The 23,130-nt window shown below is 62.9% G+C and carries 15 protein-coding genes and 2 pseudogenes; 11 read left to right on the top strand and 6 right to left on the bottom strand.

The window, feature by feature from the left end; translation table 11 throughout:
* Positions 1-266: 266 nt before the first annotated feature.
* The 4 genes and pseudogenes from LIX93_RS29715 to LIX93_RS12180 form a co-directional block, all read left to right on the top strand.
* Positions 267-1,934 (top strand): annotated as a pseudogene (locus tag LIX93_RS29715) (efflux RND transporter permease subunit); the annotation flags it as partial.
* Positions 1,924-3,090 (top strand): efflux RND transporter periplasmic adaptor subunit, encoded by a 1,167-nt coding sequence (locus LIX93_RS12190; RefSeq protein ID WP_226504285.1) that lies wholly within the window; start codon positions 1,924-1,926, stop codon positions 3,088-3,090. The pseudogene LIX93_RS29715 and the gene LIX93_RS12190, both read left to right, overlap by 11 nt.
* On the top strand, positions 3,074-4,498 hold the full coding sequence (locus LIX93_RS12185; RefSeq protein WP_226504284.1) for an efflux transporter outer membrane subunit: 1,425 nt from the start codon (positions 3,074-3,076) through the stop codon (positions 4,496-4,498). Before LIX93_RS12190 ends, LIX93_RS12185 begins: the two co-directional genes overlap by 17 nt.
* 781 nt (positions 4,499-5,279) lie before the next feature.
* A complete protein-coding gene (locus tag LIX93_RS12180; RefSeq protein WP_226504283.1) occupies positions 5,280-5,540 on the top strand; it encodes a hypothetical protein in 261 nt (86 codons plus the stop codon).
* Between the two features lie 120 nt (positions 5,541-5,660).
* Here LIX93_RS12180 and LIX93_RS12175 read toward each other — a convergent pair whose 3' ends face one another.
* Positions 5,661-6,764, bottom strand: a complete 1,104-nt coding sequence (locus tag LIX93_RS12175; RefSeq protein ID WP_226504282.1) for a GlxA family transcriptional regulator — start codon at positions 6,762-6,764, stop codon at positions 5,661-5,663.
* A gap of 528 nt (positions 6,765-7,292) precedes the next feature.
* Positions 7,293-8,669, bottom strand: a complete 1,377-nt coding sequence (locus LIX93_RS12170; RefSeq protein WP_226504281.1) for an L-serine ammonia-lyase — start codon at positions 8,667-8,669, stop codon at positions 7,293-7,295.
* A gap of 441 nt (positions 8,670-9,110) precedes the next feature.
* Between LIX93_RS12170 and LIX93_RS12165 the strand changes: the two genes are divergently transcribed.
* The 6 genes from LIX93_RS12165 (at position 9,111) to betA (ending at position 16,484) form a co-directional block, all read left to right on the top strand.
* Positions 9,111-10,058, top strand: a complete 948-nt coding sequence (locus LIX93_RS12165; protein WP_226504280.1) for a choline ABC transporter substrate-binding protein — start codon at positions 9,111-9,113, stop codon at positions 10,056-10,058.
* A 66-nt stretch (positions 10,059-10,124) separates the two neighbouring features.
* A complete protein-coding gene (gene choW, locus LIX93_RS12160; protein ID WP_226504279.1) occupies positions 10,125-10,973 on the top strand; it encodes a choline ABC transporter permease subunit in 849 nt (282 codons plus the stop codon).
* Positions 10,970-12,151, top strand: coding sequence for a choline ABC transporter ATP-binding protein (gene choV / locus LIX93_RS12155; RefSeq protein WP_226504278.1), 1,182 nt, complete (start codon positions 10,970-10,972; stop codon positions 12,149-12,151). The genes choW and choV overlap by 4 nt, the downstream gene beginning before the upstream one ends.
* A 300-nt stretch (positions 12,152-12,451) precedes the next feature.
* Positions 12,452-13,054 (top strand): transcriptional regulator BetI, encoded by a 603-nt coding sequence (betI, locus tag LIX93_RS12150; RefSeq protein WP_226504277.1) that lies wholly within the window; start codon positions 12,452-12,454, stop codon positions 13,052-13,054.
* 95 nt (positions 13,055-13,149) lie between these two features.
* On the top strand, positions 13,150-14,622 hold the full coding sequence (gene betB, locus LIX93_RS12145; RefSeq protein WP_226504276.1) for a betaine-aldehyde dehydrogenase: 1,473 nt from the start codon (positions 13,150-13,152) through the stop codon (positions 14,620-14,622).
* A gap of 143 nt (positions 14,623-14,765) precedes the next feature.
* Positions 14,766-16,484: a choline dehydrogenase gene (gene betA / locus LIX93_RS12140; protein ID WP_226504275.1), complete on the top strand. Its 1,719-nt coding sequence runs from the start codon at positions 14,766-14,768 to the stop codon at positions 16,482-16,484.
* Positions 16,485-16,644: 160 nt separating this feature from the next.
* On the opposite strand, the pseudogene serB reads toward betA, so the two are convergent.
* Positions 16,645-17,562: pseudogene (gene serB, locus LIX93_RS12135) on the bottom strand (phosphoserine phosphatase SerB); the annotation flags it as partial.
* 139 nt (positions 17,563-17,701) lie between these two features.
* Here serB and LIX93_RS12130 point away from each other — a divergent pair.
* On the top strand, positions 17,702-19,249 hold the full coding sequence (locus LIX93_RS12130; RefSeq protein ID WP_226504274.1) for an AhpA/YtjB family protein: 1,548 nt from the start codon (positions 17,702-17,704) through the stop codon (positions 19,247-19,249).
* 217 nt (positions 19,250-19,466) lie between these two features.
* Here LIX93_RS12130 and LIX93_RS12125 read toward each other — a convergent pair whose 3' ends face one another.
* From LIX93_RS12125 to LIX93_RS12115, 3 genes are all read right to left on the bottom strand, one after another.
* Positions 19,467-20,171 (bottom strand): PqiC family protein, encoded by a 705-nt coding sequence (locus tag LIX93_RS12125; protein WP_226504273.1) that lies wholly within the window; start codon positions 20,169-20,171, stop codon positions 19,467-19,469.
* A 172-nt stretch (positions 20,172-20,343) separates the two neighbouring features.
* Positions 20,344-22,608, bottom strand: coding sequence for a DNA topoisomerase IV subunit A (gene parC / locus LIX93_RS12120; RefSeq protein WP_226504272.1), 2,265 nt, complete (start codon positions 22,606-22,608; stop codon positions 20,344-20,346).
* A gap of 10 nt (positions 22,609-22,618) precedes the next feature.
* Positions 22,619-23,095, bottom strand: coding sequence for a TIGR02281 family clan AA aspartic protease (locus tag LIX93_RS12115; RefSeq protein WP_226504463.1), 477 nt, complete (start codon positions 23,093-23,095; stop codon positions 22,619-22,621).
* Positions 23,096-23,130 lie beyond the last annotated feature (35 nt).

The raw sequence follows: 23,130 nt of genomic DNA, 5'->3' as shown, positions 1-23,130 counted from the left end.
ACGACGCTGGAGCAGCTGACACTTCAAGATCCCAAGCGCACGACGCTGGAGCGGTGGACACTTCAAGATCCCAAGCGCACGATGCTGGAGCGGTGGACACTTCAAGATCCCAAGCGCACGATGCTGGAGCGGTGGACACTTCAAGATCCCAAGCGCACGATGCTGGAGCGGTGGACACTTCAAGATCCCAAGCGCACGACGCTGGGGCGGTTGACACTGTGGGAGCAAAGCTTGCTCGCGAAAGCGATCTCACTGCCACCTCACACCCTCGCCGCAATCCTCTGGTCAGCGGCCTGATCCGCTTTCAGGCCGGTTTCGAGCGCGGCTTCTCGGCGCTGCGCGATGCCTATCATGGCCTGCTGTTGCTGGCCCTGGGCAACCGCAAGCGCTTCCTGATCGGCTTCCTGGCCTGCATATTGGCCAGCTTCCTGCTGTTGCCGAGCCTGGGTGAAGACTTCTTCCCCAACACCGATGCCGGCGCCATGGCCATGCACGTGCGCCTGCCGTTGGGTACGCGTATCGAAGAAAGCGCGGCGGCCTTCGATCGCATCGAATCGAAGATCCGCGAGGTCGTGCCGCCGGATCAGCTCGACACCGTCATCGACAATATCGGCATCCCACTCAGCGGTATCGACATGGCCTACAGCGCCAGCGGCACGGTCGGCCCGCAGGACGGTGACATCCAGGTGTCGCTCAAGCCAGGCCATGCGCCGACTGCCGACTACGTCAAGCGCCTGCGTGAAGTGCTGCCGCAAAGCTTCCCCGGCACCGGCTTCGCCTTTATGCCCGCAGATATCAGCAGCCAGATCCTCAACTTTGGTGCACCGGCGCCGCTGGACGTGAAAATCTCTGGGCCCAACGACGCCGCCAACCGTGCGTATGCCGCCGAGCTGCAACGCCGCCTGGAGCATGTGTCCGGTATAGCCGACCTGCGCCTGCAGCAATCGCTGGGCTACCCATCGTTGCAGGTCAACGTCGACCGTCAGCGCGCCAACCAGCTAGGCATTACCGAGCGTGACGTGACCACCAGCCTCGGTGCCTCACTGGCCGGCACCTCGCAGACCGCGCCGACTTACTGGCTGAACCCGGCCAACGGCGTGTCGTACTCGGTGGTCGGCGCGACCCCGCAGTACCGCATGGACACCCTGCCGGAGCTCGAGTCCCTGCCGATCACCGGCAGCAATGGCCAGAGCACCGTGCTCGGCGGTATCGCCACCTTGAAGCGGGTCAACAGCGCCGATGTGATCACCCACTACAACGTCACCCCGACGCTGGACATCTACGCCAACGTGCAAGGCCGCGATCTGGGCGGCGTGGCCAAGGACATTCAAAAGGCCATCGACGACACCGCCAGCCTGCGGCCCAAAGGCGCGATCATCAGCCTGCACGGGCAGATCGACGCGCTGCATGAAGCCTTCAACGGTTTGAGCGTCGGCCTGCTGGGGGCGGTGGTACTGATCTACTTGCTGATCGTCATCAACTTCCAGTCATGGGTCGACCCGTTCGTGATCATCACCGCCCTGCCGGCGGCGCTGGCCGGGATCGTGTGGATGCTGTTCCTCAGCGGTACCTCGCTGTCGGTGCCGGCACTCACCGGGGCCATTCTGTGCATGGGCGTGGCCACGGCGAACTCGATCCTGGTGGTGAGTTTCTGCCGCGAGCGCCTGGCCGAACACGGCGACGCCCTCAAGGCCGCCATGGAGGCCGGCTACACGCGCTTTCGCCCGGTGTGCATGACTGCGCTGGCGATGATCATCGGCATGTTGCCGCTGGCCATCTCGCAAGAGCAGAACGCACCGCTGGGGCGCGCCGTGATCGGCGGCCTGATCCTCGCCACTACCGCTACTTTGTTGTTCGTGCCCGTGGTGTTCAGCCTGGCGCACCGTCGCTCAACCCCTCGCGCTGTCGTTGGAGAAACCGCTCATGTCATCTAACCCTACCCCTTCGCGCAAACGCTTGATGGTGGCCGGCATCAGCGGCCTGACCCTGGCAGCCGTGCTGGTCGGCGTCGGCCTCTCGGCCCGCAGCCGCGATGCCCACGCCGTGCAGGCCTGGACCGAAAGCCAGGCGATACCGGTGGTCAGCACCTTCGCCCCGAGCGTCAATGCCCAAGGCGACACCCTGAGCCTGCCCGCGCATCTGCAGGCCTGGAACATGGCGCCGATCAACGCCCGGGTGAGCGGCTACCTCAAGGACTGGAAAGCCGACATCGGCACCCAGGTCCAGGCCGGCCAGGTGCTGGCCGATATCGACAGCCCCGAGCTCGACCAGCAGATGGCCCAGGCCTATGCGCACCTGCTGCAACAAAAGGCCAGTGCGCAACTGGCCAGCAGCACCGCGCAACGCTGGCAGCATCTGCTCGATACCCATTCGGTGTCGCAACAAGAGGTGGACGAAAAAGTCTCCAGCGCCGCCGTGGCCAAGGCCGATGTGCAAGCCGCCGAGGCCGACTACGCTCGGCTCAAGGACCTTGAAGCGTACAAGACCATTCGCGCGCCATTCACCGGCACCATCACCGCGCGCAACACCGACATCGGCCAGTTGATCAAGGCCGACGACGGCGGGACCACATCCTTGTTCACCATCGCCGACACCCGCCGCCTGCGCCTGTACATTCCGGTGCCGCAGAACTACGCCAGCGCCGTGCACCCCGGCCTGCAAGTGCAGCTGACGGTGCCCGAACACCCCGGCAAGACCTATACCGCCACCCTCCTGGGCGACTCCACTTCGGTGGACCCGCGCTCCGGCACATTGCTGGCGCAATTCGTCGCCGACAACCCGGACGGCGCGCTGATGCCCGGTGACTACGCCGACACCACGGTCAAGGTCGCTGCCGATCTGCACGCAGTCAGTATCCCGTCCAGCGCGCTGATCTTCCGCGCCCAAGGCACCCAGGTGGCGGTGCTGGATGCCAGCAACCATGTGCATATGCGCGACATTCATATCGGTCTGGACCTCGGCGCGCGGTTGGTGATCGACCAAGGCCTGGCGACCAAGGACCGGGTGGTCGACAACCCGCCGGATGCCCTGCGCGAGAACGACCCCGTGAAGCTGGCCGAAACAGGAGTTGCCCATGCGCCCAAGGCTTGATTGCGCACGCTTTGCCGCCCTGCTGTTGGCCCTCGCGCTGCAGGGCTGCTCGCTGGCGCCCACCTACAAGGCGCCGAGCGTGGCGCTGCCCGAGCACTACGGCGAACAGGTCGGACCCTGGCATGCTGTCGCCGCCGACGATCAACTGCCGACACAGTGGTGGCTGCTGTACCACGATGAGCGCTTGAACAGCCTGCAACAGCAGTTGCTCAAGGCCAACCCGGACCTGGCCGCCGCCGTGGCGCACTTCGATGCCGCCACCGCCTATGCCAGCGGTTTGCATGGCGGTCTGTGGCCGCAGATCGGCGCTTCGGCATCCCCCGTGCGCCAGCGTCAATCGGATAGCCGACCGTTGCGCGGTGATACTCAGCCGTCGGTGTACAACAGCAATACGGCTACCGTCAGCCTGAATTTCGACCTCGACCTGTGGGGGCGCATCCGCAACCAGGTCGCCGCCGGTGATGCCCAGGCGCAGGCCAGCGGTGACGACCTGGCCGCCGCGCAATTGAGCCTGCAACAGCAACTGGCCACGCTCTACGTGCAGGCTCGCGGCCTGGATGCCCAAGCCGGGACGCTGAGCCACTCGCTCGACGATTACAGCCAGGCGCTGCAGCTGACCAAGGATCGCTACGAGGGCAAGATCTCCTCCGAGCTGGACCTCACACGTGCCCAGAGCCAACTGGCCGAAGCCCAATCACAGCTGGATGATGTCCGTGCGCAGCGCAATCTCGCCGAGCATGCGATTGCCGAGCTGGTGGGTCAATTGCCGAGCGAGTTCTCCCTGGCGGCCGACCAGCCGCTGATGGCCATACCTGAGTTACCGGCGCAGTTGCCGAGCCGCCTGCTGCAACGTCGTCCGGATGTGGCCGCGGCCGAGCGCCGAGTGTTCGCTGCCAACGCCAATATCGGTGTGGCGCGGGCGGCCTGGTATCCGGATTTCAGCCTCAGCGGGTTGATCGGCGGGCAAACTCAAGGCGTCGGCAATCTGCTCAGCGCCGCCAATCGCTATTGGGCGATCGGTCCGGTGCTGAATCTGCCGCTGTTCGATGGCGGCCGGCGCAGCGCGGCGGATCGCCAGGCAAAAGCCGAGTTTGACGAAGCCGCCGCGCAGTATCACAGCAAGGTGCTGCACGCCGTGCGCGAGGTCGAGGACAACCTCGGCCAGTTGCGTGATTTGCAGCGCGAAGCGGTGGACGAGAAGGCTGCGGTGGATGCCGCTAATGCCTCGGAACAAATTGCGATGAGCAGCTATCAGGCGGGAGCGGCGAGCTATCTGGAAGTGGTGACCGCGCAGACGGCGGCGTTGTTGGCGCAGCGGCAATTGCAGAGTCTGGAGACGCGGCAGGTCGAAGCCAGCGTGGGGTTGGTGGTTGCGTTGGGTGGGGGTTGGCAGGTGCCCAAGGGCTAGCAGGCCTGGTCCTTTCGTCCCTGGTATTGCTGTTGCTAGCGCCGGTGATGCCCGGTATCGTGCCGAGGTCGCTGCACATCAGCGAACGGGTTTGGCGACCCGAAAAAACAATAGTTCCTCAACAACAGGAGCTACATAAATGATCCGTACCAATCCGCTTGAAATCCGTATTCCCCGCATTTGCTGTTTGGCGCCTGGTATTTCCCGCCAGGGCGATCTTGCCAACCCTGTGGTGCAGGAGGCTCGCCAATGAATACGCCAGCGACTGTACAAAAAATAGCCAGTGAATCCCTCGATACAATGCGGGCCAGCCACGAGTGTCTGCGGTGGCTGTCAGCTTTGGGTCGGGCTATTCAGGATGATCTATCTACCGGGAAGGGACATGTCGCGAAGGACTTGGCAGCAGTCGTGCAGTATCTGGCCGAGGAGCAATGCAGCATCTTGAATGCTGAGATCGGACAGGGGGCCACTAAGCTGAAAGCTATGGCGCTGAGAGCGTAGCGAGCGTTCACATCGAGTCGGCTGGCAACAGAAAAACCCCCGGTAAAGCCGTGCGCGACACCGGGGTTTTTCGTTATCGACCAACCATTGCCTGGAAGGTGACCAAACCCCAGGCGCCATCCTGGCCGGGTGCAGTGTGCCGATTCAGCAAGCGCGCCTCGCGTCCAAAAACGACACGCTGTTAGCTATCCCTGCCAAGCCGTCACTCGGGACTTGCCCAGCTGCGCGCCTGCAACCAGAATCCGATCAATCCTCCCTTCTGCCATAAAGGACAAGCGCCATGATGCACGCGGATTTGATTGACCAGGAAGACCTGCTCAGCCACCTCAGGGCGCTGGGTTTCGAAACACCGCCCGGCGCCACTGCCGAACAGGCGTGTCAGTGTGCGGTGAGGGGACTGGATGAAGCGCGGTTCAAGGCGTTGCGCAAGATGGTGGAGGAGATCCTGACCGGCAGCGCAACGATCTTGCCAGCGGTGCGCGAGGCGATCGACAAGCAGTTGCTGCCGGCATTGGCGCAGTTCAAGAAGGCTACGGCCTGAGGCAATGATTTGTCGGGGCCGGCCCCTTCGCGGGCAAGCCTTGCTCCCACAGGTGTACATCACACCGCCCGTGCAGGAGCAAGGCTTGCCCGCGAAGAGGCCCGAAAGTCGGGCGACGCGTTACAGCCGTACGCTGGCGAACGTCGACTCGTTGCGCGCCTGACTCAAGGCCGACAACGGCCCGGACAACGGCGCCAATACCATGGACTGCGGAATCGGGATCATCGCCACTTGCTGGGAGTTATTCGACCCTACGCGCTCATCGCGCGGCGGAATGCCGAAGTACTCGCGGTAGCACTTGGAGAAGTGCGGCGTGGAGACAAACCCGCACACCGACGCCACTTCGATGATCGACATCGGCGTCTGCTTGAGCAGTTGCCGCGCACGAATCAACCGCAGCTTGAGGTAGTAGCGTGACGGCGAACAATGCAGGTACTTCTGGAACAACCGCTCCAACTGCCGACGCGACACCGCGACATAAACGGCAAGCTCGTCGAGGTCGATAGGCTCCTCGAGATTGGCTTCCATCAGCGCGACGATTTCCTGCAATTTAGGCTGGTTGGTGCCGAGCATGTGCTTGAGGGGCACGCGCTGGTGGTCCTGTTCGTTGCGGATGCGCTCGTAGACGAACATCTCTGAGATGGCCGCCGATAATTCACGGCCATGATCGCGGCTGATCAGGTGCAGCATCATGTCCAGCGGCGCGGTGCCGCCCGAGCTGGTGAAGCGGTTGCGGTCGAGGGTAAACAGACGCGTGCTCATGGCCACACGCGGGAAGGCTTCCTGCATCGAGGCCAGGCATTCCCAGTGCACGCTGCAATCAAAACCATCGAGCAGGCCGGCGCAGGCCAGCGCCCAGCTGCCGGTGCACACCGCGCCAAGGCGGCGTGACTGGCGAGCCTGGCTCTGCAGCCAGGACACGTGCTCACGGGTAACGGTGCGCTGGATGCCGACGCCACCGCAGACGATGACGGTGTCGAGTGCCGGCGCCTTGTGCATGGAGGCATCGGGGGTGATCTGCAGGCCATCGCTGGCCCATACCTGGTTACCGTCGACGCTCAGGGTGACCCAACGATACAGCTCGCGACCCGACAGCTGGTTGGCCATGCGCAGGGGCTCGACTGCGGAGGCCAGGGAAATCAGCGTGAAATTATCCAGCAGCAGAAAGCCGATGGATTGAGGCGTGCGGGTCTGGGGTTGGGCCCCTGAAGTAAAAGACGTCATCGCGGTATCTCCTCACGTAGCTATAGGGTGGCCCCAGGCGTGGGCTCTTGTTCTTGCCATCGGTGACGCTGATGGGCATGACGAACACAACGCAAATGCCATGCCGTAAATTGAATGGCTATTCAATAAAACCTGAAAACGACGTCGCAATGCGTCTAGGTCGGTCTTGGGAAGTGGCGCGTGAGGACGGGCAACGCCACGGCGGGTCGCGGTCTCTGAGCACTTCGGTAGCAACGCTGTGCAAGACGCAGGCCCGAAGATGAAAGAAGTGTTCCCGCAAGCACGCTACGCCGGTAGCGAGCATGTAAGGGTCGCTGGCATCACCAGGCCATCAGGGAACGCGCGCCAAAACGTGGCGCGGCGGGTGCGAAGTGAGCATTAATGTGGCGGCGGGTCAGTCGACAGGCGGGGCCGGCCTCTTTGCCGCCGAACGCGCGACCTTGCTCTCACAGCGTTGGACGGTCTTGGGCCGAACTGTGGGAGCGAGGCTTTCCCGCGAAAGGGCGTCTTAGGCGATACAGATCTGAATCAACACTCGATCGTATTCACTGCCAATCCACCGCGCGATGTTTCCTTGTATTTGGAGTGCATATCCGCCCCGGTATCGCGCATGGTGCGGATCACCCGATCGAGCGAAATAAAATGCTGGCCATCCCCACGCAAGGCCATCTGCGCGGCGTTGATGGCCTTGACCGCAGCGATCGCGTTGCGCTCGATGCACGGCACCTGCACCAACCCGCCGACCGGGTCGCAGGTCAGTCCGAGGTTGTGTTCCAGGCCGATTTCCGCGGCATTCTCGACCTGCGCCGGGGTGGCGCCCAGAATCTCCGCCAGCCCGGCCGCCGCCATGGCGCAGGCCGAGCCGACCTCGCCCTGGCAGCCGACTTCGGCGCCCGAGATCGAGGCGTTCTTCTTGCACAGAATGCCCACTGCCGCCGCGCCGAGGAAGAAGTCCACCACGTTGGCCTCGCTGACCTCGTCGCTGAACTTCATGTAGTAATGCAGCACCGCTGGAATGATCCCCGCCGCGCCGTTGGTGGGCGCGGTGACCATGCGCCCGCCGGCGGCGTTTTCTTCGTTGACCGCCAAGGCGAACAGGTTGACCCACTCCATGGCGCTCAGGGTTGAGCCAATCACGTTGGGCTTGTTCAGCTCCAGCAGGCTGCGGTGCAGCTTGGCCGCACGCCGACGCACATTCAGGCCGCCCGGCAGGATGCCCTCGTGCAACAGGCCCTGCTCGACGCAGGCCTGCATGGCACGCCAGAGCGTCATCAGCCCGGCACGGATTTCTGCTTCGTGACGCCAGACCTTCTCGTTGGCCATCATCAATTCGGAAATCCGCAACTGATGCCGTTCGCATAATTCCAACAGCTCAACCGCGCTGTTGAAGTCATAAGGCAGCACGGTGTTGTCGGCATCCAGCACGCCGCTGGCTGCCTGCGCCGCATCCACCACAAAGCCGCCGCCCACTGAATAGTAAGTGTCGCGGTGCAGCTCGCCCTGCTCGCCTTCGGCGATCAGGGTCATGGCGTTGGGGTGGTAGGGCAGGTTTTCGTCCAGCAACAGCATGTCGCGCTGCCACACGAACGGGATCGGCAGCTGGCCGTTGAGCATCAGCGTGTCGGTCTCGCGCAGGCTGGCGATGCGCAGGCCGATGCAGGCAGGGTCGATTGCATCGGGCCACTCGCCCATCAGGCCCATGACCACGGCGTTGTCGCTGCCATGGCCGATACCGGTGGCTGACAGCGAGCCATACAGACGTACTTCGACGCGCCGCACATGGTTGAGCTCGTCGCGCTCACGCAGCCCTTGGACGAACAAGGCAGCGGCCCGCATGGGGCCGACGGTGTGCGAGCTGGAAGGCCCGATACCGATCTTGAACAAGTCGAACACACTGATAGCCATTGCCGCGAACTCCTGAGGCTGAGCCCCGTCAAACTCCGGGTGCCGGGGGGCGGAGCTGCTAGGATGGAGAAGCAATCCGCCGATTGCCTGGCATCATCGGGCTTTTGCGGCGGGGCGCAGCGTCTGCAACCGACAAACGCTTGCCCATCAACGTCAGTGCGCGGCAGAGGCCGTTTTCAGGGGCCCATCCGACACTTTTGCTTGATTTGCGGGGCCCGAAAATCTGTAAGCGACGTCATCGATACTGGATACGACTCGCTCTGTACTGGATACGACGCCCCCTGTAGGCGATTGATTATCGACGGGGGCATGATCAATACAGATTCGATTATCAGGCACTCGGCCAGAGCGTTTGCAGACCCCAGCGCTGCCCGTCAGCCGCAACACCTACAAGCGACCCTCGCCAGGGGGTCGACGAGAAAACACCTCAGGAGCTCACCCATGAAAGGTTCACCCTCGCTGTTGTTGGCCGCCATGCTGTGTCTACCCGTTATGGCCCACGCCGCAGAGCCTGCGCAATGCGGCACGGTCAATTTCTCGGATGTCGGCTGGACCGACATTACCGTCACCACCGCGGTCACCAGCGCCGTGCTGCAGTCCTTGGGCTACAAGACCAAGACCACCATGATCTCCGTACCCGTGACCTACAAGTCGCTGGCCGATGGCAAGAACATGGACGTGTTCCTGGGTAACTGGATGCCGACCATGGAAAACGACATCAAGCCTTATCGCGATGCCGGCACCGTGGAAACCGTGCGCGCCAACCTGGAGAACGCCAAGTACACCCTGGCCGTGCCTCAGGCGCTGTACGACAAGGGCCTGCATGACTTCGCCGACATCGTCAAATTCAAGAAAGAGCTCGACGGCAAGATCTACGGCATCGAGCCCGGCAACGACGGCAACCGCCTGATCCAGAGCATGATCGATAAAAACGCTTTCGGCCTGAAAGATGCAGGGTTCAAGGTGGTCGAGTCGAGCGAAGCCGGCATGCTCTCGCAAGTCGACCGCGCCGAGCGTCGCAACACCGACGTGGTGTTCCTGGGCTGGGAACCGCACCCGATGAACACCCGCTTCAAGATGAAGTACCTGACCGGTGGCGACGACTACTTCGGCCCGAACTTCGGCCAGGCCACCATCTACACCAACGTGCGCAAGGGTTACACCCAGGAGTGCAGCAACGTTGGGCAACTGCTGAAAAATCTCAGCTTCACGCTGACGATGGAAAGCTCGCTGATGGGCAATGTGCTCGACGACAAGATGAAGCCGGACGTGGCTGCCAAGGCCTGGCTGAAGAACAACCCGCAAGTGCTCGACACCTGGCTTGCCGGCGTGACCACCGTTGATGGCAAACCAGGCCTGGAGGCCGCCAAGGCTCAGCTCACGAAGTAATCGCAACGACCGGGCGGCGCTGGCCGCCCGGTCCTGCTCCGATTCCCCTGCATGCGGACATTCACTATGTTGCTGACAGATCATAAACTTCCACTCGGCGAATACATCGCGGCATTCGTCGACTGGTTGACCCGCCACGGCGCTAGCACCTTCGACGCCATTTCCTCCACCCTCGAAGGCATGATCCACGGCCTCACCTTTGGCCTTACGTGGTTCAACCCGCTGGTCCTCACGGCATTGATCGCGGCACTGGCGCATTTCATCCAGCGCAAATGGGGCCTGACCGTTTTCGTCGTCGCCTCATTCCTGCTCATTCTCAACCTGGGCTACTGGCAAGAGACCATGGAGACCCTGTCTCAGGTGGTATTCGCCACGCTCGTGTGCGTCATCATCGGCGTGCCACTGGGCATCATCGCCGCGCACAAACCGATGTTCTATACCGTGATGCGGCCGGTGCTCGATCTGATGCAGACCGTACCGACCTTCGTGTACCTGATCCCTACCCTGACGCTGTTCGGCCTGGGCGTCGTGCCGGGGCTGATTTCAACGGTGGTGTTCGCCATCGCCGCACCGATCCGCCTGACCTATCTGGGCATCCTCGACGTGCCCCATGAACTGCTCGACGCCGGCAAGGCCTTCGGCTGCTCGCGCCGCCAGTTGCTGTCGCGTATCGAACTGCCCCACGCCATGCCCAGCATCGCGGCAGGCATCACTCAATGCATCATGCTGTCGCTGTCGATGGTGGTGGTCGCCGCCCTCGTCGGTGCCGACGGCCTGGGCAAACCCGTGGTCAACGCTCTGAACACCGCTGATATCGCCCTGGGCTTCGAAGCCGGGCTGGCGATCGTATTACTGGCGATCATGCTCGACCGTATCTGCAAGCAACCTGACGCCAAGGTGAGGGCCGACCAATGAGCATCATTAAATTCGACAACGTAGACGTCATCTTCTCCAAGGACCCGCGTGAAGCCCTGAAGCTGCTCGATCAAGGCATGACCCGCGACCAGATCCTGAAGAAGATCGGCCAGATCGTCGGCGTCGAAAAGGCCAGCCTCGAAGTCGAAAAAGGCGAAATCTGCGTGCTGATGGGGCTGTCCGGTTCGGGCAAGTCGAGCCTGCTGCGTTGCATCAATGGTCTCAATACCGTGAGCCGCGGCTCGCTGTTCGTCGAGCACGAAGGCTCGCAGATCAACATCGCCAACTGCACCCCGGCCGAACTCAAGCTGATGCGCACCAAGCGTATCGCCATGGTGTTCCAGAAATTCGCCCTGATGCCGTGGCTGACGGTGCGCGAGAACATCAGCTTCGGCCTCGAGATGCAGGGTCGCCCGGAGAAGGAACGCAACAAGCTGGTCGACGAAAAACTCGAACTCGTGGGCCTGGGGCAGTGGCGCAACAAGAAGCCCGACGAGCTGTCCGGCGGCATGCAGCAGCGTGTCGGCCTGGCCCGGGCGCTGGCCATGGATGCCGATATCTTGCTGATGGATGAACCCTTCTCGGCCCTCGATCCGCTGATCCGCCAAGGCCTGCAGGACGAACTGCTGGCGCTGCAGAGCAAACTGCAGAAGACCATTGTGTTCGTCAGCCACGACCTCGACGAAGCCCTCAAACTGGGTTCGCGTATCGCCATCATGAAAGACGGGCGCATCGTGCAGTACAGCGTGCCGGAAGAGATCGTGCTCAACCCGGCCGACGAATACGTGCGCACCTTCGTCGCTCACACCAACCCGCTCAATGTGCTGTGCGGGCGCAGCCTGATGCGCACGCTGGACCAGTGCAACCGCATCAACGGCGCCAAGGTGTGCCTCGATCCGGGCAGCGATTCGTGGATCAACCTGGGCAGCGACAACAGCTTCGCCGGCATCAGCCAGGGCGGCGCGACAATGGATTCGCAGAACTGGGCCAGCGGCCAGGGCTTCGATGGCCTGGACCGCCGCCCTACCGTGGTCAGCGCCGACATCAGCATGCGCGATGCCCTGCAGATCCGCTACCAGACTGGCCACAAGCTGGTGCTGCAGGACAACAACCAAGTGGTGGGGATTCTGGGCGACAGCGAGTTGTATCACGCGTTGCTGGGCAAGAATCACGGCTGAGTCTTGCGTTGACCACACCGGCCCTTTCGCAGGCAAGCCTTGCTCCCACAGGTGTATGACTCGCTTCTGTGGGACTAAGGCTTGCCCGCGAAGGGAGCGACGCGAATCTCATCTTCATACCCTGGCAATTTCAGATTCACGCCACACAGACCAGCCCGGCGGCGGGGTGATATAAAGCACCTCGATTTTGCGCCCGATTTTTTATTGATTGAACGTTCAATCTAAATAAAATACACTGGTCTTGGTTTCGACGGCCGTATCACGTCCGCGGCAGGGCCCAAGGCTTAAGGAGAGTTACAGATGCCAAAGGTCGGTATGCAGCCCATACGCCGCCAGCAATTGATCGAAGCCACGCTTCAGGCCGTCGATCAGGTCGGCATGGCCGATGCCAGCATTGCGTTGATCGCCCGCTTGGCGGGGGTCTCGAACGGGATCATCAGTCACTACTTTCAGGACAAGAACGGCCTGATCGCAGCGACCATGCGGTACCTGATGAACGCGCTCATCGAAAACGTCGCCGCCCGCCGCCAAGCGCTGGTCGACGACTCGCCCAGGGCGCACCTGCAACTGATCATCGAAGGCAACTTCGACGCCAGTCAGGTCAACGGCCCGGCAATGAAAACCTGGCTGGCCTTCTGGGCCGCCAGCATGCATCAACCGTCATTGCACAGGTTGCAGCGGATCAACGACCACCGCCTGTATTCCAACCTGTGCTGCCAGTTCCGCCGCGTGCTCGTGCTTGAAGACGCACGCAGCGCCGCCCGCGGACTGGCCGCTTTGATCGACGGTCTGTGGTTGCGCGGCGCGCTGTCGGGGGATGCCTTCGACACCGAGCAGGCGCAGCAGATCGCCTTCGAATACATGGATACGCAATTGGCGAAACAGGTGGGCACGGGCGCATGACGACCCTGCCTCCTGGACCTCCCGGCAGCCAGGCTGCCGGAATGGGCCGCGGCCCAGGGGGATAGCGCCACTCACTCAGCTTTAGCGAGGATTTTATGGCCCGTTTCGAACTGCAAAAACTCTACATCGATGGTGGTTACGTCGACGCCAGCGGCAGCGCCACTTTCGACGCCATCAACCCGGCCACCGGGGAAGTCCTCGCCAAGGTCCAGCGCGCGACCGAAGCGGACGTCGAACGCGCCGTGGTCAGCGCCGAGAAAGGCCAGAAGGTCTGGGCCGCCATGACCGCCATGGAGCGTTCGCGCATCCTGCGTCGCGCCGTCGATATCCTTCGTGAACGCAACGACGAACTCGCCCAACTCGAAACCCTCGATACCGGCAAGGCCTACTCCGAAACCCGTTATGTCGACATCGTCACCGGTGCCGACGTACTGGAGTATTACGCCGGCCTGGTGCCTGCCATCGAAGGCGAGCAGATCCCGCTGCGCGACAGCTCGTTCGTCTATACCCGCCGCGAGCCGCTGGGCGTGACCGTCGGCATCGGCGCCTGGAACTACCCGATCCAGATCGCCCTGTGGAAATCCGCACCGGCTCTGGCCGCCGGCAACGCGATGATCTTCAAGCCCAGCGAAGTCACCTCGCTGACCACCCTCAAGCTGGCGGAAATCTACACCGCCGCCGGCCTGCCCGATGGCGTGTTCAACGTGCTGACCGGCAGCGGCCGCGAAGTCGGCAGCTGGCTGACCGAGCACCCGCGCATCGAGAAGATCTCCTTCACCGGCGGTACCGACACTGGCAAGAAAGTCATGGCCAGCGCCTCGAGCAGTTCGCTCAAGGAAGTGACCATGGAGCTGGGCGGCAAGAGCCCGCTGATCATTTTCGACGACGCCGACCTCGACCGCGCCGCCGACATCGCCATGATGGCCAACTTCTACAGCTCGGGTCAGGTGTGCACCAACGGTACTCGCGTGTTCGTGCCCAAGGCCTTGCAAGGCGCCTTCGAAGCCAAGATCGCCGAGCGCGTGAAGCGTATTCGCATTGGTGACCCGCAGGATGAGAACACCAACTTCGGCCCGCTGGTCAGCTTCGCCCACATGGAAAGCGTGCTCGGCTACATCGCCAAGGGCAAGGAACAAGGCGCACGCCTGCTGTGCGGCGGCGATCGCCTGACCGACGGCGCCTTTGCTGAGGGGGCCTATGTGGCGCCCACGGTGTTCACCGATTGCACAGACGAGATGACCATCGTGCGCGAAGAAATCTTCGGCCCGGTGATGAGCATCCTCACCTATGAAAGTGAGGAAGAAGTAATCCGCCGCGCCAACGACACCGAGTTCGGTCTGGCCGCCGGCCTGGTGACCAAGGACCTGAACCGCGCGCACCGCGTGATTCATCAGCTCGAAGCCGGTATCTGCTGGATCAACGCCTGGGGCGAATCCGACGCGAAGATGCCGGTGGGCGGCTACAAGCAGTCCGGCGTGGGCCGCGAGAACGGCATCAGCTCGCTGGCGCAGTACACCCGCATCAAGTCCGTGCAGGTCGAGCTGGGCGATTACGCGTCGGTGTTCTGAACACCGTAGCTTGCCGATAGAGGTGCGGTGACCGGGCTGGCCTCTTCGCAGGCAAGCCTCGCTCCTGTGGGAGCGAAGCTTGCTCGCGAAGAGGCCCCTGAGAGCACCGCGCTTAAACCTGACTCACCAAGAGGGAACATCCCATGTCCCAAGAATTCGATTACATCATCATTGGCGCCGGCTCGGCCGGTAACACCCTGGCCGCGCGCCTGACCGAAGACGCCGGCGTCACCGTGCTGCTGCTTGAAGCCGGCGGGCCTGACTACCGCCTCGACTTCCGCACCCAGATGCCCGCCGCCCTCGCCTTCCCACTGCAGGGCCGTCGCTACAACTGGGCCTACGAGACCGACCCCGAGCCGCACATGGACAACCGTCGCATGGAATGCGGGCGCGGCAAGGGCCTGGGCGGTTCTTCCTTGATCAACGGCATGTGCTATATCCGCGGCAACGCCATGGACTACGACGGCTGGGCGAAACTGCCAGGCCTCGAAGACTGGTCGTACCTGGACTGCCTGCCCTACTTCAAGAAAGCCGAAACCCGCGACATCGGCCCCAATGATTACCACGGCGGCGACGGCCCGGTCAGCGTGACGACCCCCAAGGCCGGCAACAATCCGTTGTTTCACGCCATGGTCGAGGCCGGCGTGCAAGCCGGTTATCCGCGCACCGAAGACCTCAACGGCTACCAGCAGGAAGGCTTCGGCCCGATGGACCGCACGGTGACGCCCAACGGCCGTCGCGCCAGCACCGCGCGCGGTTACCTGGACATTGCCAAGCAGCGTTCGACCCTGACCATCGTCACCCACGCCCTGACCGATCGGATTCTGTTCGACGGCAAGCGCGCCGTGGGCGTGACCTATCTGGAAGGCGACGGCGACAGCGACAAGCGCATCGAAGCCCGCGCCCGCAAGGAAGTGCTGCTGTGCAGCGGCGCCATCGCCTCGCCTCAGGTGCTCCAGCGCTCCGGCGTCGGCCCGGCCGCTCTGCTCGAAGCGCTGGATATTCCCTTGGTGCACGACCTGCCTGGCGTCGGCCAGAACCTGCAGGATCACCTGGAGATGTATCTGCAATACGCCTGCACCCAACCGGTGTCGCTGTATCCCTCGTTGCTGCTGCATAACCAGCCGGCCATCGGCGCCGAGTGGATGTTCAACGGCACCGGCATCGGCGCCAGCAATCAGTTCGAGGCCGGCGGTTTCATCCGTTCGCGGCCGGAGTTCGAATGGCCGAACATCCAGTATCACTTCCTTCCGGTGGCGATCAATTACAACGGCAGCAATGGCGTCAAGGAGCATGGCTTCCAGGCTCACGTCGGTTCGATGCGCTCGCCGAGCCGCGGCCGCGTGCAGCTGAAGTCGAAGAATCCGCGGGACTATCCGAGCATTCTTTTCAACTACATGGCCACCGAGCAGGACTGGCAGGAATTCCGTGACGGCATCCGCCTGACCCGCGAAATCATGCAGCAGCCCGCGCTGGACGCTTACCGCGGCCGCGAGATCAGCCCTGGCGTGGAAGTGCAGTCGGATGAGCAACTGAATCAGTTCATTCGCGAGCATGCCGAGACCGCGTTCCACCCTTCGTGCTCGTGCAAGATGGGCACCGACGAGATGGCGGTGGTCGACCATCAAGGCCGCGTGCACGGGATGCAGGGGCTGCGAGTGGTGGATGCGTCGATCATGCCGATCATCACCACCGGCAACCTGAATGCCCCGACCATCATGATCGCCGAGAAGATCGCCGACATGATTCGCGGACGCGCGCCACTGCCCCGCAGTACGGCTGACTACTATGTGGCCGGGGATGCCCCGGTGCGCGGCAAGCCACTGCGCGATGTGGCGGTGATTACTCAGGCTTCTGCCTGACAATCATGGGGGGCCGTGGCTGGCCCCGTTCGCGAGCGCGCTTTGCTCCCACAAGTGCTCGACTCAGGTGAGTACAACACGGTGGGAGCATAGCTTGCTCGCGAAGAGGCCCTGACTGACACACTGCCGCTATCACTGGCAGGCCCAGCGCTACAGGGTGTTATGTGCGATCCGGCTGGCCCAACAGATAGAGCACGCCATCCAGGCCCAAGGTCGAGATGGCGTGCTGGGCCGACTGGCGTACCAGCGGTTTGGCCCGGAACGCCACGCCCAGGCCCGCCAGCGCCAGCATCGGCAGGTCGTTGGCGCCGTCGCCCACGGCCACTGTCTGCTCCAGCGTCAAACCTTCCTTCGCCGCCAATTCCTGCAGCAAATCGGCCTTGCGCTGTGCATCGACGATCGGCTCCACCGCGACACCGGTGCATTGCCCGTCGACCACTTCGAGCTCGTTGGCGAACACGTAATCAATCCCCAGCTTCGCCTGCAACTGCTTGGCGAAATAGGTAAACCCGCCCGACAGAATCGCGGTCTTGTAGCCCAGGCGCTTGAGTTCGGCGAACAGCAGCTCGGTGCCTTCGGTCAGGCGTAGCTGCGCGCCGATGGCATCCAGCACACCGATATCGAGACCTTTGAGCAGCGCCAGGCGCTCACGAAAGCTGGCCTTGAAATCCAGCTCGCCGCGCATCGCTCGCTCGGTGATCTCAGAAACGCGATCGCCAATGCCGTGAGCCTTGGCCAGTTCATCGATGACCTCGGCCTCGATCAGCGTCGAGTCCATGTCGAACACGGCCAGGCGCCGGTGGCAGCGATAGGGTGAGTCTTGCTGCAGGGCGATATCGACGCTCAGCTCATCGGCCAGTGCCAGGAACGCCGCGCGCAGGGCCGGCGCATCGGCCAGCTCGCCATGCAGGGTCAACTCGACACAGGCTTTGCTGGTCGCCGAAGCCTGCAACAGGGGCGCCGAAAGCGTTTTGGTGCTCTCCAGCCGCAAGCCCGCCTGCTGAGCCAACTCGACCACACGAGCGATGACCGCCGATGGCAATTGGCGGCCCATCAGGGTAATGATCTGTTGCTTTTCGCTCAAGGCGCACCCCCAGAGAGTAAAAAAATCGCATTCTACCTACTTTCAGTGACCATCGGGTGCAGGCAGCGCTTTGCCACCCATGGGTCGCTCGTTATACTGCGCAACAACTTCTCAGCCAAAAGAGCCGCGCTCAGTGAACCGGCCCACGCCAGTCAAAAACGATAATTTCTTCCTGCTGATCTTTCGGGCCCTGCGTCACCGCCGCGCACCGATCGCCCTGCGCATCGCCAGCCATAACGTTTTCCTGGTCGCCGTGGCCTTGATTATCTATGCCTGCGTGATGGGGTTGCAGTTCAAGCAGGCAATGCACGAGCAAGCCGACGCGCTGGGCAACAGTCTGGTACAGCAGACGGCTGTCTCGGCCACCGAGTTGCTGGTGTCCAACGACATCCTCAGCCTCAACGTGCTGCTCAGCACCTTGGCGAAAAACCCGCTGGTGGCCCACGCGGCCATCTTCAGCGCCGATAACCGCCTGGTGGCGGAATCCGGGCAACGGCCGAAAAGCGGGTTGCTGGACGCCTCGGGCGGCCAGTACGAGACCAAGATCACCTTCCAGAACGTCAACGAAGGCACCTTGCGTGTCAGCCTCGACATGTCGCAGTTCATGCAGCCGATGCTGATCAGCCTGCAAAGCATGGGCATCCTGGCCGGTATCCTGCTGGCCCTGGCCTTGGCGTTCAGTCTGCGCCTGGGGCGCAATCTGTCGACGCCGCTGCTGCAACTGCGCGTGTGGCTGCGCCATATCGACGAACACACCCCGGCCATTACCCGCCAGGACGAGATCGGCGACCTCGCCCGGCAATTGCACGCGCAGTACGCCCCGGAGCCGGCCGAGCCTGAATACGTAGAAGAAATCTACGAAGAAGATGAAGACGAAGAGCCGCAGGACGCCTATCAATTGCGCAACCTGCGCGATCCACGCTTCGACGAAATGGCCGCCGTGCCTGCTGCCGGCAAGGCCGCACCGCGGCGCATCAGCGCGGTGGAAGACGACGAGGACGATGACGCCTTCGCCGATCTGCACGAGCCGAATTTCAACGAGACGAGCCATGCCCCGCTGCCGGCGGTAAAGACCGTGCAGGCACCCGCGGCGCCCTCGCAGCCCTCCCACAGTGCGGTACTGGCGGTGCAACTGGGCTCGCAAGAGCAGCTGCGCCGCCTGCCGCGCACGCGCTTGCTGGAGTTGCTGGACCGTTATCGCGACTGCCTGGATCAGGCTGCATCGCTGTATCAGGCCGAGCTGCACACGTTGAGCGATGGCAGCTCGTTGCTGCTGTTCCATAGCGATGACAGCGGCGAAGATTACCTGACCAATGCCATCTGTTGCGGCGAGCTGCTGCGTGCCCTGGGGCATCAGTTGCAGATCGAAGTGGCGGACAGCGGCATCACCCTGCAACTGCAGCTGGGCCTGGTGCTGGGTGAAGGCTTGTTCGGGATCAGCCAGATCGACCTGCTGCTGACCGACACCGCTCAGGATGCCCTGGCGTTGTCCCAGCACAGTCGCAATCTGCTGCTGGTGGAGCGCAGCATCAACGACAACGCGTTGATCAAGCAGCGCGCGCGGATCCGCCCGATCGCCAGCCCCGAAGGTGCGTCGTGCGTGGAGCGGTTGCTGGAGCCTTATCCATCGATGCTGGAACGTCAGTTGGCGCGCATGAGTGATCGCAGGGTCAAAGGCTAAGATCAAAAGCTTCGCGGGCAAGCCATGCTCCCACAGGTGTACGACGCAGGTGAGTACGACACTGTGGGAGCAAAGCTTGCTCTCACAGGTGTACAACGCAGTTGAATACGACACTGTGGGAGCAAAGCTTGCTCGCGAACAGACCAGCCCTGACGCGCCGACCAGTACAAAAAAACCCGCATTCTGCAATGCGGGTTTTTTGTGAGCGGTGCTTTTATCAGAACCGATAGATTTCCATATCGGTACGAATCGGCGTCGCCAGCGGCATCTTCGGTTTGTCTTCCCGGGCAGCGGGTTCAGGGGCTGCCTTGCGCGGCTCCTGCGCCAGCGCCGGCTGATTGGCCAACGGCTTGACCGCTGCCGTCAATTGCTCGGCCAGACGCTGCAACAATACGCCCTGGGCCTGCACCTGCGCGGCGGTGCCATCGGTGTGCTTCTCTTCCAGATGCACGATGCGGTTGTCACGCACCAGGCCACGGCGATCGAGCACCCGCCATTGCGCGTCCAGCACCGCTGGCTGGCCATCGCCCGAATCCAGACGGGTGATGGACAGCAAAACCTGGACATCCGGGCTGAAATTGGCCGGCTTCGGCGCCAGCATCACCTTAGGGCTGTCGAGCCGCCAGGCCAGTTGGCGCACCAGCAACTGATCGATATCCGAGGCCAGGCTGCCAGCCCAGCGACCATCGGTGGAAGCCGTGAGGCTGCCGTCCTTATGGCGCTGCAACAGGGTTTCACGTTGCAGGTAATCGGCCACCGACACCGGCCCAAGCAGCACCGACATACCGCTGGTCGCCTTTGGCTGCCCCGGATTGCCGCTATCGAGTTGATACAACGCCACCGGCTGATGCACGCTGCAACCCGCCAGGCCAAGCACACCAGTCAGCAATAAAACGAGCGGAAGGCGCAGAAAAGTCATCATCCCATCCAGGCGGCCGCCTCAAGGCTTGCCGCAGTGATACTGTCGAAATTCGTCTGGGTGCTCGGCCACGCCGACACCTCAAGGGGCCATATCATCCGTGAATATTCGCCGTGACTCCAGTGCTTCTCTGCCGATCTGACCGAATGGACATGATCGGCCCGAGTACCGAACGTTAACCAGCGTTTTCGACCAACAACGCATCGACCCGCTGGAAGCCCCGCGGCAGCTTGTTGCCACGCCGCCCACGCTCGCCCTTGTAGTGCTCCAGATCGTCGGCCTTGAGCGATAGAGTACGCTTGCCGGCCTGCAATACAAGGGTCGAACCCTCGCCGAGCACCGCCAGATCGGTGACGTATTCTTCACGACTGGCCACCCGATCACCGGGCACGCCAATGATCTTATTGCCCTTTCCTTTACCGAGTTGTGGCAGGTCGCTGACCTTGAACACCAGCAGACGACCTTCCGTCGTGACGGCGGCCAGATAATCCTGCTCGCGGTCGACCACCGGTCGTGGCGCCATCACCTTGGCCCCATTGGGCAGGCTGAGCAGCGCCTTGCCGGCCTTGTTCTTGGCCTGCAGGTCTTCGCCCTTGACCACAAAGCCATAGCCGGCGTCGGAGGCCACGACGTACAACGCATCGTCCTCCGGCATCAGCACGCATTCGAAGCTGGCCCCCGGCGGTGGCGTCAGGCGCCCTGTCAGCGGCTCGCCCTGGCCCCGGGCCGACGGCAAGGTGTGCGCCGGTACCGAGTAGCTGCGCCCGGTGGTGTCGATGAACACCGCAAACTGGTTGGAACGCCCCGCTGCCGCGACCTTGAAGCCATCGCCGGCTTTGTAGGACAGCCCCGTCGCGTCGATGTCGTGTCCCTTGGCCGAGCGCACCCAGCCTTTTTCCGAAAGCACCACGGTGACTTTCTCGTTGGGCAACAGCTCGTTTTCCGACAGGGCCTTGGCTTCGGCACGCTCGACGATCGGCGAACGACGTTCGTCGCCGTAGGTTTCGGCGTCCTTGATGATCTCGCTGCGCACCAGCTTCTTGAGCTTGGCTTCGCTGCCCAGCAAGGCCTGCAACTTGGCCTGCTCCTTGCGCAGTTCATCCTGCTCGGCACGCAGCTTCATTTCTTCGAGGCGCGCCAGTTGTCGCAGGCGGGTATCGAGGATGTAGTCGGCCTGCACCTCGCTGAGGGCAAAGCGTTCGATCAGCTTGGCCCGCGGATGCTCCTCGGTACGAATGATGTGGATCACTTCGTCGAGGTTGAGGTAGGCGATCAGCAAACCGTCCAACAGGTGCAGGCGCTTTTCGACCTTGTCGAGGCGAAAACGCAGGCGTCGGCGCACGGTTTCGACGCGGAACTCCAGCCATTCCAGCAACAAGGCCCGCAGGTTCTTGAGTTGCGGCTTGCCGTCGAGGCCGATGATATTGACGTTGACCCGGTAGCTGGATTCGAGCTCGGTGCTGGCGAACAGGTGCTGCATCAGCACTTCATGGTCGACGCGGCTGTTGACCGGAATGATGACGATGCGGCACGGGTTCTCGTGGTCCGACTCGTCACGCAGGTCGGCCACTTGCGGCAGCTTGGAGGGCTTGGCCTGCATCAGCGCGGCGATCTGCTCGAGCACTTTGGCGCCGGAGACCTGATGCGGCAAGGCGGTGACGATGATGTCACCGTCCTCGACGTGATACACGGCGCGCATGCGCACCGAGCCACGGCCGGTCTCGTAGATTTTCAGCAGGTCGGCACGCGGGGTGATGATTTCCGCTTCGGTCGGATAATCCGGGCCCTGGATGTGCTCGCACAGTTGCGCGACGGTGGCCTTGGGCTCATCGAGCAGGCGCACACAGGCCGCAGCCACTTCGCGCAGGTTGTGCGGCGGTACGTCGGTGGCCATGCCCACGGCAATACCGGTGGTGCCGTTGAGCAAGATGTTGGGCAGGCGCGCCGGCAGCACCAGCGGCTCCTGCAGGGTGCCGTCAAAGTTCGGCCCCCAGGTCGCGGTGCCCTGGCCCAGCTCGCTGAGCAGCACTTCGGAATAACGCGACAGCCGCGCCTCGGTATAGCGCATGGCGGCGAACGACTTGGGATCGTCCGGCGCACCCCAGTTGCCCTGGCCGTCGACCAGGGTGTAGCGATAGCTGAACGGCTGCGCCATCAACACCATGGCTTCGTAACAGGCAGAGTCGCCGTGGGGGTGGAATTTACCCAGCACATCACCCACGGTACGGGCGGATTTCTTGTGCTTGGAATCGGCGTCCAGCCCCAACTCGCTCATGGCGTAGACGATGCGCCTTTGCACCGGCTTGAGGCCATCGCCGATATGCGGCAGGGCGCGGTCCATGATCACGTACATGGAGTAGTTGAGGTAGGCCTGTTCGGTGAAGTCAGCCAGCGACCGGCGTTCTACACCGTCCAGGCTGAGATCAAGGGAGTCGCTCATGCGGGCCTCATCATTGTGTGGTCTGGCGCAGCAGCATGTTGCCACCGCGCTGGGTAAATTCAAGTTGTCTCAGGGCGCTCATGCCCAGCAATACCTGGTCGCCGTCCAGCCCCGGGGTGACCACCGCGCGCACGTCACGCAGGACGATATCGCCCAGTTTCACCCGATCGAGCTGGGTGCGATAGCCCTCGCTGCGGCCGTTGGCGGTGTTGATCTGCACCGGCATGCCGCGCTGCAAGGTCAGCTGGCTGGCGACACTGGCCGGAATCGCCACGTCGGTGGCGCCGGTGTCGAGCATGAACTGCACGGGCAACTGGTTGATCATGCCGCTGGCGACGAAATGCCCCTGGCGATTGCCGGCCAGTTGCACCTCGATATAACCCTGGCCGTGCGCGGAGCTGACCTGAGTGTTGGGGTTGGCTTCGTGCTCTTCACGGCCGGCAAAATAGCGCGTGGCCAGGAACAGCCCGGCAATCCACGCCACCATCAGCAAGATCCGACCGGCGCGCCGCCCCGGTGGCG

The sequence above is a fragment of the Pseudomonas sp. MWU16-30317 genome, from assembly GCF_020515695.1.
GTDB lineage: Bacteria > Pseudomonadota > Gammaproteobacteria > Pseudomonadales > Pseudomonadaceae > Aquipseudomonas.
The sequence above is the reverse complement of the archived record's forward strand: the minus strand, read 5'-3'. Positions and strand labels throughout refer to the sequence as shown.

Excerpts from the sequence above, each read along its gene's own strand:
- LIX93_RS12180 (WP_226504283.1), top strand. The coding sequence starts at position 5,280 with ATGATGCACGCGGATTTGATTGACCAGGAAGACCTGCTCAGCCACCTC.
- LIX93_RS12125 (WP_226504273.1), bottom strand. The coding sequence starts at position 20,171 with ATGATGACTTTTCTGCGCCTTCCGCTCGTTTTATTGCTGACTGGTGTG.
- parC (WP_226504272.1), bottom strand. The coding sequence starts at position 22,608 with ATGAGCGACTCCCTTGATCTCAGCCTGGACGGTGTAGAACGCCGGTCG.
- choV (WP_226504278.1), top strand. The coding sequence starts at position 10,970 with ATGAGCATCATTAAATTCGACAACGTAGACGTCATCTTCTCCAAGGAC.
- LIX93_RS12115 (WP_226504463.1), bottom strand. The coding sequence starts at position 23,095 with ATGGTGGCGTGGATTGCCGGGCTGTTCCTGGCCACGCGCTATTTTGCC.
- LIX93_RS12165 (WP_226504280.1), top strand. The coding sequence starts at position 9,111 with ATGAAAGGTTCACCCTCGCTGTTGTTGGCCGCCATGCTGTGTCTACCC.
- betB (WP_226504276.1), top strand. The coding sequence starts at position 13,150 with ATGGCCCGTTTCGAACTGCAAAAACTCTACATCGATGGTGGTTACGTC.
- choW (WP_226504279.1), top strand. The coding sequence starts at position 10,125 with ATGTTGCTGACAGATCATAAACTTCCACTCGGCGAATACATCGCGGCA.
- LIX93_RS12175 (WP_226504282.1), bottom strand. The coding sequence starts at position 6,764 with ATGACGTCTTTTACTTCAGGGGCCCAACCCCAGACCCGCACGCCTCAA.
- betI (WP_226504277.1), top strand. The coding sequence starts at position 12,452 with ATGCCAAAGGTCGGTATGCAGCCCATACGCCGCCAGCAATTGATCGAA.
- betA (WP_226504275.1), top strand. The coding sequence starts at position 14,766 with ATGTCCCAAGAATTCGATTACATCATCATTGGCGCCGGCTCGGCCGGT.
- LIX93_RS12190 (WP_226504285.1), top strand. The coding sequence starts at position 1,924 with ATGTCATCTAACCCTACCCCTTCGCGCAAACGCTTGATGGTGGCCGGC.
- LIX93_RS12170 (WP_226504281.1), bottom strand. The coding sequence starts at position 8,669 with ATGGCTATCAGTGTGTTCGACTTGTTCAAGATCGGTATCGGGCCTTCC.
- LIX93_RS12185 (WP_226504284.1), top strand. The coding sequence starts at position 3,074 with ATGCGCCCAAGGCTTGATTGCGCACGCTTTGCCGCCCTGCTGTTGGCC.